Here is an 11119-nt window from a genome sequence, read left to right as displayed (position 1 = left end):
CGGCCTGCTGGACGTTGCGACCGATCTCGCGCGTGGCGGCACCCTGCTCCTCCACCGCGGCGGCGATGGCGCCGGCGATGTCGCTGACCTGGGCGATGGTGCGGCCGATGTTGCGGATCGCCTCGACCGCACCGGTGGTGGCGGACTGGATGGCGGTGATCTGCTGGGTGATGTCCTCGGTCGCCTTGGCGGTCTGGTTGGCGAGCTGCTTGACCTCGCTGGCGACGACGGCGAAGCCCTTCCCCGCCTCGCCGGCCCGCGCCGCCTCGATGGTGGCGTTGAGCGCCAGCAGGTTGGTCTGGCTGGCGATGGACTGGATCAGGCTGACCACGTCGCCGATACGCTGGGCGGCGGTGGACAGCCCCTCCACCGTGGCGTTGGTCCGCTCGGCCTCCTCCACCGCCTCGCGCGAGATAGCGGCGGAGCGGCCGACCTGATGGCCGATCTCGCCGATGGAGCCGCTCAGCTGCTCCGACGCGACGGCGACGGTCTGCACGTTGGCGGAGGCCTGCTCGGTGGCGGCGGCGACGGTGGTGGCCTGCCGGGTCGTCTCCTCGGCGATGGTGGTCATGCTGCGGGCGGCGGACTGCAGCTGCTGGGCGGCGGCCATCACCGCCTGCACCACGCCCTTCACCTCGTCCTCGAACTGGGTGGCAAGCGCGTGCAGGGCGCGGCGACGCTCCTCCTCCGCCTCGCGCTTCTGCCGCTCCTGCTCGGCCTGCAGGCGGCGCATCTCCAGCCCGTTGTCCTTGAAGACGCGGAGCGAGCGGGCGAGCGAGCCGACCTCGTCCCGCCGGTCGGCGCCGGTGACGTCGATGCCGAGGTCGCCGGTGGCCAGCCGCTCCATCAGCGCGGCGATGGCGTTGAGCGGGCGGGTGACGCGGCCGACCGTGGTGTACAGCGCGAAGGCGACGGCGGCTAGGCCGAGCCCGACGATCACCGCCATGATGACGACCGAGCGGCGGTAGTTGGCCTCCGTCTCCTCGTACACCGCCTGCGCCTCGGTGATCTGCAGGTCGACGAGGCGCCCGATGACCTCGGTGAAGGGGTCGATGCCGGCGTACATCTGCTTTTCCACGAAGGCGTCCAGCCCGGCCTTGTCCCTGGCCTGCATCAGCTTGGCCAGCGCCTCGGACGCCGCGGTGGCCTGCTTCATCAGGGACGCCGCCTCGCCGGCCAGACGCTTTTCCTCGGGCGCCATGTAGGTGGCCATGTAGGCGGACCAGCGCCGGTCCGTCTCCGCCAGCGCCTTGCGGACGGAGGCCGCCCCCTCCTCCCAGCGCAGCGCCCCGGCGCGCACCTTGTGCGAGGTGTCGACGATGTCGACGGCGTAGAGGTCGGAGACGACCTTCAGATCCCGCAGCGGCACGACCCGGTCGTTGTAGACGCTGCCCAGCCCGCTTTCCGCCAGATTGAGGAAGTACAGCCCGCACGCCGAACTGACCGACAGCAGAAGGCCGAGCAGAAGCAGGGAGGCAAGCAAACGGGTTCTGATGGTCATGGAGGGCGCGCCCCGGAAGCGGCAATCTGTAGTTGCACAAAAGCGGTTAACGGGACTATTCCATACGTAATATTGGGTTTGCAACAAATCCGTCATACTTGGGTGTGCGACAAAAGTGCCAGCCGCACCGCGGCCGTTCGCGGGAGCGCGACAGTGCGGCACGGCCGATATGAAATTTCTACTTATGGATGCTTTATGACCCGCCCCTGCGGCTGCCGCCGGAGGCCCGCGGCGTGCGCCGCGGACTCACCATTCAGCGTCAGGCGAACGTCAGCGGCACCTGCTGCGCCAGTTGCTCGTACAGGGCCCGGATCGTCTCGGGCGTTTCGCCCAGCTTTTCGGCGGCGGCAGTGATGTCGTCGGGCGTTATCGGTTCCCGCGGATCGCGACCCGGACGCACTCCATCAAGATCCCGCGATGCAAGGACGTTGGCATGAGACACGTTTGAAGTCCGTGACCAGACGAGGAATGCGGTCGCACGGCAGTCTCCGCTTTCGTCCTCCACCGCCCGGGCACGCAGCAGGGGCAGCGTCGCCGGATCCGAAGAGAAGTGCTCGCCAAGCACCGACAGCGCTTGGCCGCGGCAGCGCCCGTCCTCGTCCTCCACGGCACGGGTGCGCAGCAACGGCAGTGTCACCGGATCCGACGAAAAGTACGCACCAAGCACCGACAGCGCTTGGCCGCGGCAGCCCCCGTCCTCGTCCTCCACAGCACGGGTGCGCAGCAGGGACAGCGTCGCCGGATCCGACGAAAAGTACTCGGCAAGCGCCCATAGTACATTACTGCGGCAGCCCCCTTCCGCGTCCTCCACCGCCCGAGCATGCAGCAGGGACAGCGTCGCCGGATCCGACGAAAAGTACTCGGCAAGCGCCCACAGTGCATCGCTGCGGCAGCCCCCATCCGCGTCCTCCACCGCCCGGGCGCGCAGTAGGGACAGCGTCGCCGGATCCGAAGAGAAGTGCTCGCCAAGCACCGACAGCGCTTGGCCGCGGCAGCCCCCATCCTCGTCCTCCACGGCACGGGTGCGCAGAAGCGGCAGTGTCGCCGGATCCAACGAAAAGTGCGCGCCTAGCACCGACAGCGCTTGGCCGCGGCAGTACCCATCCTCGTCCTTCACTGCTCGGGCCAGCAGCGTCGCTTGCGTATTCGGATGGTCCGTGAACTGGGATCCAAGGACCCAAAGCGCAGGCCCCCTGGCAACAAAATGGCTATCGGTACGGCACACGGTTTCAACAAGGGCACGCGCCTGTTCAGAACACTGCCAGATCGATCTCCCGAGCACACTAATGATGTAAGCATGACTATAAGGCAGATGCTCCGACCGGTCCGGCCACGGCCGTACCGGAGGATGCGGTGCCGGCCAACTCACCAGACCGATACCAGCCGCGGCTTCGGCGATGGCGTCCGTCAAGTTCATCTCATCGTCGCTTCCCTCGGCAAGCCAACGATACAGCGCATCGGTCAGGCGCCCGCAGATCGACGGTAATGTCGGGATCTGGCGCGGATCGACCTCGGCCAAGCCCTGCCACGCCAGCCCGATGCGGTCGCGATGCTCCAGGACCTCCGCCACATCCGGGGCGATGGCGAGGAGGACCTGCTCGGCGACCGGAGGAGGCAGGGAGCCGGCGAGCAGCCGCAGCACCTCGTGCCACGTATCGTCGTCCAGGCGCGGCGTCACGTAGCCGGCAATCATTTCATCGGCGTCGATTTGCTGCGCGCGGAAGCGCTCGGTCAATTCCTGCGCGCACAGGTATTCGAGGAAGGTGCGGTGGACGAAGCCGTAGAGGGCCGGCCCGCGCACCGTCAGCACCCAGTTGCGCACCTCCAGCCGCGACAGCATCTCGCGCGCGGCGCGGTTGGCCTTGGGGGCGTCGAACCGCCAGTCCTGCTCGAAGAACGTCTGGAGCACGGCGCGCAGGTCGGCCTCGGTGATGGCGTTGGCGCGCAGGCCGTCGGGCGATTCCTGCATGCGCCATGCGATGCGCCGGAGCATCAGCAGCGTGTCTTCCGGCTGCAGGTCGATCAGCGGGCTGTCGGGGGGAAGCTCCAGGCCACGCTTGTAGTCCCAGGTGTAGCACAGCAGCTCCAGCGCCTGGGCGTAGAGCGCAGCACGCGACCGGGCGAGGCGCTTGTGGCGCGCTACCGTCGCCATGATCGTCAGGATCATCGGGTTGCCGGCGATGGCCCGGAGCTGCGGCCGGCGCTTCAGCGCCTCGCTCAGGTCGTTCAGCGCACGGGTGGCGGCGAGGTCGTCGCCGCGGAAGACGATGGCGAACCAGTCGCGGACGAAGGCCGCCACCTGCTCAGGCGTCAGGTCGACCAGCGTCGCGACGGCGAAGCCCGCGGCCCGGAAGGGGTGGTCGTCGAAGCCGGCGATGCGCGCGGTGACCAGCACCCGCAACCGCGGGAAGCGGCCGAGGAGGCCGATGATGTGTTCGGCCATCAGCGCCCGCCGCTTCGGGTCGAAGATCTCGTCCAGCCCGTCGACGATCAGCAGCGACGGCTGGGCCGCCAGATGCTGCTCCACCGCCGCCCGGTCGAAGCCGAAGCCCAGCTTCGTGCCGCAATAGCCAAGGTATTCCAGAAGGTCGGTGCAGCACCCCTCACCTTCCCGGGCGACGTAATCCCGCAGCTCGACCAGGAAGGGCATGTGCCCGCGCAGGGCCGCCAGCGGCGAATCCTCCGCCGCTGCGTCCGCCAGGAGCTGGAGGAGGATGTAGCGGGCCAGCGCCGATTTCCCGGCCCCCGGATCGCCCAGCAGGACAAGGTGCGGCGGCTCCGCCTGGGCCACGAGGTCCAGGGCGGGAACCGGGGTCAGCCGCTCCCACTTCGCGGCTTCCTCTTCCTGACGCTTGGCCTCGGCATCCGGGTCCAGGCCCTGCGCCAGCAGCCAGTCGCGCGGCAGCGACGCCACCGGGCGGCTGCGGCGCGCCAGCTGCGGCACGAAGACGTCGGCGAGGCGGATGGGGGCGTCGGCGTCCACCGCGCCGGGCGCCGCCAGCGCTGCCAGATCCACCGCCGACCACTTCGCCTGCGCCCGCCGGCGGTACAGCGGCAGGTCGATGCCGGCGATCCTGGTTGCCGCCTCCCGCTCGGCGCTGGCCCGGCGGCGTTCGACCAGCTTCAGGACGTTCTGAGTCACCTGGGTCAACGCCTTGGCCTTCCGCCCCCAGTCGGTGACCGGCTTCAGCGCGCCTTCACCATCCTTCGGCAGGAAGTTGATTTCGTCGATCTTCAGCACTTCCCAGGCGCAGTCGTCCAGGAGCACCGGCACCACCACGCAGCCGTCCTGTTCCCGTCGCTTCAGCGCCGCCGGCAGTTCCACCTTGTGGATGTATTTGGATCCGATGAAGTTGGCGGTGACCAGCAGCAGGACAATGTCCGCCCGATCGAGCGCTTCCTTGATGACGGCATCCCAGGCGTCGCCGCCCAGAAGCTGACGATCGTCGAAGCACTCAACCTGTGCATGCAGCCTCAAACCATTCAGGTGCGGGTCCAGCTGCTTGAGCCACTTCGCATCGGCGTGCGCGTACGAAACGAAGATCGAAACCTGCTCGCCCATGACGTCCCCGGACCGTGCTGAAAAGATGCCGGGGCGAGAATACACTCAATGCAGGGTCGCAAACAGCATCGGATTTGCCCGCGACCTTACGGTCCGTTGAACCGCACCGCCCCCACCCCGGCGACGTCGTAGCCGCCGAGTTCGGCCGCGCGCTTGCGGAAGGCGTCCGTGCGGGTGAAGGCGAGGAGCGCCTGGACCGGCGGCTCGAAGTAATCGCGGCGGCGCATCACGAGGTCGAAGCGTTCCTCCTGCACCGGCACGGCGTCCAGCTTCAGCTGCGTCGCCACGGCGAGCGCACCCAGGCCGGCGTCGGCGCGGCCCTCCAGGATGGCGAGGCCGAGGTCCAGTTCGGTGCGGGCGACGCCGTCCACGGCGGCGAGGTCGGCGGGTGTCAGCCCGTCCTTCGCCAGGAGGTGGACCAGCAGCACCTGCGCCCCGGCGTCGGGCTGGCGCAGCACGACGCGCGGGCGCCGGGCGGCGAGGTCGGCGACGGTGCGGATGCCCAGGGGGTTGCCGGGGGCGGCCAGCAGCGCCTGCGTGCGCACCGCCCATTCCACCGCCACCACGTCCAGGCCCGGCAGGCCCTGTTCGATCATCGGCACGTTGTAGGCGCCGCTGTCACCGTCCAGCACGTGCAGGCCGCACAGCATCGCCTCGCCCCCAGCCAAGCGGCGCAGGCCGTCCAGGCTGCCGTCGGCGCGCAAGGCGAGGCCGCTGCCGGATTCGCGCACCGCCCAGTCGAGCAGCGGGTCGTGGCTGCCCGCCGCCACCGGCGGCGGCGCGGGACGGTCGAGGCGCAGCCCCGGCTCCGCATACTCGGCGCCGGAGGACACCCACAGGTCGATCAGGGACTTGGGGAACAGCCACTTGCCGGTGACGCGGGAGCACGGGATGCGGCGCGCCGCAACGAGGTCGTAGACCTTGCGTTCCTTGATGCGCAGGTACTCCGCCACCTCGCGGGTGTTCATCATCTCGCGCATAAGCGCCTGCATCCCCCAAAAGAACGAGTGGCCCCAAAAAGATTCGGGTCGCAAATCACCCGGACGGGCGGATATTAAACGAAAGGCGAACGTCGTGGCACGGCAAACAGTGCCGCCCAAGACGCATACGGGATGAGGCACACGAGATGAAGATCAACGGCCGCACCGTTCTGGTCTGCGATTGCGCGCACAGCATGCCGATCGATGGCAAGGCGCTTGGCCTCGCTTGCGGGGCCGACGCGCCGGCCGGCGTGCACACGCAGCTCTGCCGCAGCCAGATCGACCGCTTCGTCGCGGCGGCCAAGGCCGCCGACGGCCCGCTGCTGGTCGCCTGCACGCAGGAAGCGCCGCTGTTCGCCGAGGTGGCGGGCGAGGAGGCGCCGCAGGCCGACCTGCGCTTCACAAACATCCGCGAGCGCGCGGGCTGGTCGGACGAGGGCGCGCAGGCGCTGCCCAAGATCGCCGCCCTGCTGCGCGAAGCCACCATGGACGTGCCGCCCACCGGCTCCATCACGCTGAAGTCGGAAGGCGTGTGCCTGATCTACGGCACCGACGAGCGGGCGATCGAGGCGGCGCGGCAGCTCTCCAAGCACCTGGACGTCACGGTGCTGCTGAAGGATCCGAAGGACGTGGCGCCGCCGCGCGTCATGGACGTGCCGGTGTTCCGCGGCACCATCCGCGCCGCCAAGGGCTGGCTGGGTGCCTTCGAGGTGGTGGTCGACGGCTACGGCGCCGCCGTGCCGTCCTCGCGCACGACGCTGGCGTTCGAGGGGGCGCACCGGGGTGCGACCTCGAAGTGCGACCTGATCCTCGACCTGACCGGCGGCGCGCCGCTGTTCCCGGCGCACGAGAAGCGCGACGGCTACCTGCGGCCCGACCCGGACAGCCCGGCCCAGGTCGCCAAGGCGCTGTTCGCCGCCGCCGATCTGGTGGGCGAGTTCGACAAGCCGCGCTACGTCGACTTCAAGGCCGACCTGTGCGCGCATTCGCGCAGCCGCAAGGTGGGCTGCACGCGCTGCCTGGACGTCTGCCCGACCGGCGCCATCACGGCGGCCGGCGATGCGGTGAGCATCGACCCGCACGTCTGCGCCGGCTGCGGCTCCTGCGCGTCGGTCTGCCCGACCGGGGCGGCGACCTACGCCCTGCCGCCGCAGCAGGCGCTGTTCGAGCGGCTGCGCACGCTGCTGTCGGCGTACCAGAGCGCCGGGGGCCGCGACGCCGCACTGCTGGTGCACGACGCCGAGCACGGCGAGGAGGTGGTGGCGCTGACCGGGCGCTTCGGCCGCGGCCTGCCGGCCCGCGTGCTGCCCTTCGCCGTCAACGAGGTGACGCAGCTGGGCCTGGATTTCTTCGCGGTGGCGCTGGCCTACGGCGCCGCGCAGGTGCGCGTGCTGACCGGCCCGTCCAACCAGGGCGAGACCGCCGGGCTGGCCAGCCAGGTGGGCCTGATCGAGACGGCCATGGCGGGGCTGGGCTACGGCTCCGGCCGGGTCGGCGTCGTCGAGGCGCGCGACCCGGACGCGGTGGCGGCGGAGCTGTGGAGCCTGCCGGCGCAGCCGGCGGCGGCACCGGGGCTGTTCCTGCCCATGGGCGGCAAGCGCACGCTGGTCATGCTGGCGCTGCGCCACCTGCACAAGGTGGCGCCGACGCCGGTGGAGGTGCTGCCGCTGCCCACGGGCGCGCCGTTCGGCCGCTTGGCGGTGAATGTGGAGGGCTGCACGCTGTGCCTGTCCTGCGTCGGCGCCTGCCCCACCGGCGCGCTTCTGGACAACCCGGACAAGCCGATGCTGAGCTTCGCGCAGGACGCCTGCGTGCAGTGCGGGCTGTGCAAGAACACCTGCCCGGAGAAGGTCATCAGCCTCGTGCCCGAGATCGACTTCCGCGACGAGGCGCGCGGGGCGAAGGTGGTCAAGGAGGAGGAGCCGTTCTGCTGCGTGCGCTGCGCCAAGCCCTTCGCCACCAAGTCGTCGATCGAGAAGATCGTGAACGCGCTGGCCGGCAAGCACTGGATGTTCGCGACGCCGGAGGCCGCCAACCGCATCCGCATGTGCGAAGACTGCCGCGTCATCGACCAGGTGGAGCGTGGCCAGGATCCCATGACCATGGGCGGCCCGCGGGTGACCCGCACCACCGACGACTATCTGCGCGAGCGCGAGACCGCCGGGGAAGGCAGCGACGACGGGGCATGAGGGCTGGAACCTGAGGACAGGGCGTGAGGGCGGCGCAATCCGAAGGGCGGATTGAGTAATTTGGTAGCAATTTGATTGCTAACCTTGGGGCCGTGTTCCAGTCAACGAGCCCGCCCATGCCCACCCTCACGCTCCGCCTCCGCCTGCTGCTGCTGACCGCCGTCGCGGCCGGCGGCCTGCTCGTCCTCGGCATCGTCGGCCTGATGCACCTGCGCGACTCGCAACTGGACGGCCACCGCCTGATGCTGCGCAACGTGGTGCAGAGCGTGCGGCCGATCCTCGCCCATTACCATGGAGAGGCCAAGGCCGGACGGCTGACCGAGGCGCAGGCGCAGGAGCAGGCGCGCGCCGCCGTCCGCGGCATCCGCTATGCCGGCGCGGAGTATTTCTTCGTCTACGCCTACGACGGCACCAACCTGGTGCTGGGGCCGCGCCCGCAGGTGGAAGGCACCAAGGAGCTGCTGGACCTGAAGGACGCCGACGGCGTGTTCTTCGTGCGCGAGCTGATCAAGGCGGGCCGGGCCGGCGGCGGCACCGTCGCCTACCGCTTCCCCAAGGCCGGCACGTCGGAGCCGCTGCCCAAGCTGTCCTACGCCGAAGGGTTCGAGCCCTGGCAATGGATCATCGGCACCGGCATCTACATCGACGACGTGGACGCCGCCTATTGGCGCAACGCCGGCTTCCTGGGCGGGGTGGCGCTGCTGATCGTCGGCGTGGTGGCGGGCGTGGCCGTGGTGATCGGGCGGCAGGTGAGCGGCACCGTGAACCGCTTCGCCGAGACCATGCGGCGATTGGCGGCCGGCGACACGGCCGTCGCCATCCCGGACACCGGCCGGCGCGACGAGTTCGGCACCATGGCCGAGGCCCTGCAGGTCTTCAAGGACGCCACGGCGGAGCGGCAGCGCCTGATCGCCGAGCAGGAACGCCTGAAGCGCGAGGCGCGCGAGCACGAGAGCCGGGCGCTGCTGCGCATGGCCGACGACGTGCAGAACCGCGTGCAGTCGCTGATCGGCCGCGTCGCGACGGAGACGGAGCGGCTGGGGGCCGCCTCGCGCACCCTGTCGCAGAGTGCCGAGATGACGCAGCGCAAGAGCGCCTCCGTCTCCGCCGCCACCGAGCAGACCAGCACCAACGTGCAGACCGTGGCCGCGGCCACCGAGGAGCTGTCCAGCTCCAGCCAGGAGATCGGCCGGCAGGTCGAGCAGTCGGCCGCCGTCGCGCGGCGCGCCATGGAGGAGGCGGAGAGCACCTCCGTCGCCGTGCGCGACCTGGCGGAAGCCACCAAGCGCATCGGCGAGGTGGTCGGGCTGATCAACTCCATCGCGTCCCAGACCAACCTGCTGGCGCTCAACGCCACGATCGAGGCGGCGCGGGCCGGCGAGGCGGGCAAGGGCTTCGCCGTGGTGGCGCAGGAGGTGAAGAACCTCGCCAACCAGACCGCCAACGCCACCGAGGAAATCACCCGCATCATCACCTCGGTCGAGACCGGCACGCAGACCACCGAAGCGGCGATCCACCGCATCGAGGCGACCATCCGCGGCGTCAACGAGACCGCCACCACCATCGCCGCCGCCGTGGAGGAGCAGAACGCCGCCATGGGCGACATCACGCGCAGCGTGACCGAGGCGGCCGTCGGCACCCGGCGCATCGCCGGCGAGATCGCCGAGGTGTCGCAGAGTGCCGCCGGCACGCTGGCGACGGCCGGCGACGTGGCCGACGCCAGCCGCGCGCTGGGCAGTGAGGCGCAGGCCTTGAAGGGGCAGATCGACGGCTTCCTCGGCGAGCTGCGCGCCACGGCGCGGGCGGTGCAGGGGTAAAGCCGCCGGAGGCTTGACCGGAGTCAAGCCCCCGCGCGCGCGGTTGTGGTGGGCTGAAACCACAGGGGGCTTGGGGGCGAAAACTCCTCCCAATGTCCTATATGATTGGGTGCTCCGTCAGCGCGATAGTGAAGGATAGAGAAGAAGCCTCGCGCCGCCGTTCCGGGAGGAAGAGTCGAGATGTCCACCGCCGCCAGCCCCGCCCCGCTCGTCGATCCGTTCGGCCGCACGGTGAGCTATCTGCGCGTGTCGGTCACCGACCGCTGCGACTTCCGCTGCGTCTACTGCATGTCCGAGGACATGAGCTTCCTGCCCAAGGCGGAGGTGCTGACGCTGGAGGAGCTGGACCGGCTGTCATCCGCCTTCGTGCGGCTGGGCACGCGCAAGCTGCGCCTGACGGGCGGCGAGCCGCTGGTGCGCCGCGGCATCATGGACCTCATCCAGTCGCTGGGCCGCCACGTGAAGTCCGGCGACCTGGACGAGCTGACGCTGACCACCAACGGCTCCATGCTGTTCAAGTACGCCGGCGGGCTGGTCGAGGCCGGGATGAAGCGCATCAACGTGTCGCTGGACACGCTGGACCCGCACAAGTTCCAGGCCATCACCCGCTGGGGCAAGTTCGACAAGGTGCTGGGCGGCATCGCGGCGGCGCGCGAGGCGGGCCTGGCCGTCAAGATCAACACCGTGGCGCTGAAGGGCGTCAACGATGACGAGTTCCACCGCATGGTGGAATGGTGCGGCGCCAACGACTGCGACCTCACCTTCATTGAGGTGATGCCGATGGGCGAGATGGGCGGCGACACGAGGTTGGAGCAGTACTTGCCGCTGTCCATGGTGCGCGCCGAGCTGGAGAAGCGCTGGACGCTGGAGGACAGCGATTATCGCACCGGCGGCCCGGCGCGGTACGTGCGGGTGGCGGAGACGGGCAAGCGGATCGGCTTCATCACGCCGCTGACGCACAATTTCTGCGAAAGCTGCAACCGCGTGCGGCTGACCTGCACCGGCACGCTGTACATGTGCCTGGGCCAGGAGGACGCCGCCGACCTGCGCACGCCGCTGCGCCTGAGCGA

6 protein-coding genes are annotated in these 11119 nt (G+C 69.9%); 3 read left to right on the top strand and 3 right to left on the bottom strand.

The features are described from left to right. From VED21_RS28455 to VED21_RS28445, 3 genes are all read right to left on the bottom strand, one after another. Window positions 1-1501, bottom strand: a 1501-nt coding sequence (locus tag VED21_RS28455; RefSeq protein ID WP_324888466.1) for a methyl-accepting chemotaxis protein, incomplete at its 3' end; no start/stop codon positions are given. A 259-nt stretch (window positions 1502-1760) separates the two neighbouring features. Further along, window positions 1761-5063 carry a HEAT repeat domain-containing protein gene (locus VED21_RS28450; RefSeq protein ID WP_324888464.1) on the bottom strand — a complete coding sequence of 1101 codons (3303 nt, stop codon included), beginning with the start codon at window positions 5061-5063 and terminating at the stop codon, window positions 1761-1763. Window positions 5064-5149: 86 nt separating this feature from the next. Beyond that, the gene (locus tag VED21_RS28445) at window positions 5150-6043 is read right to left on the bottom strand and encodes a helix-turn-helix transcriptional regulator (protein WP_324888461.1); all 894 of its coding nucleotides are present in this window, start codon (window positions 6041-6043) and stop codon (window positions 5150-5152) included. A gap of 146 nt (window positions 6044-6189) precedes the next feature. Between VED21_RS28445 and VED21_RS28440 the strand changes: the two genes are divergently transcribed. From VED21_RS28440 to moaA, 3 genes are all read left to right on the top strand, one after another. After that, the gene (locus VED21_RS28440) at window positions 6190-8232 is read left to right on the top strand and encodes a 4Fe-4S binding protein (RefSeq protein WP_324888459.1); all 2043 of its coding nucleotides are present in this window, start codon (window positions 6190-6192) and stop codon (window positions 8230-8232) included. A gap of 116 nt (window positions 8233-8348) precedes the next feature. Next, window positions 8349-10049: a methyl-accepting chemotaxis protein gene (locus VED21_RS28435; protein ID WP_324888457.1), complete on the top strand. Its 1701-nt coding sequence runs from the start codon at window positions 8349-8351 to the stop codon at window positions 10047-10049. A 180-nt stretch (window positions 10050-10229) separates the two neighbouring features. Beyond that, window positions 10230-11119: GTP 3',8-cyclase MoaA (moaA, locus tag VED21_RS28430; protein WP_324888454.1), on the top strand; the 890-nt coding region annotated here is incomplete at its 3' end.

Origin of the sequence: Azospirillum sp. (assembly GCF_035627195.1) — a bacterium.
Classification (GTDB): Bacteria; Pseudomonadota; Alphaproteobacteria; order Azospirillales; family Azospirillaceae; genus Azospirillum.
Note: the sequence above shows the minus strand (reverse complement) of the source record. Positions and strands in the feature narration are given on the sequence as shown.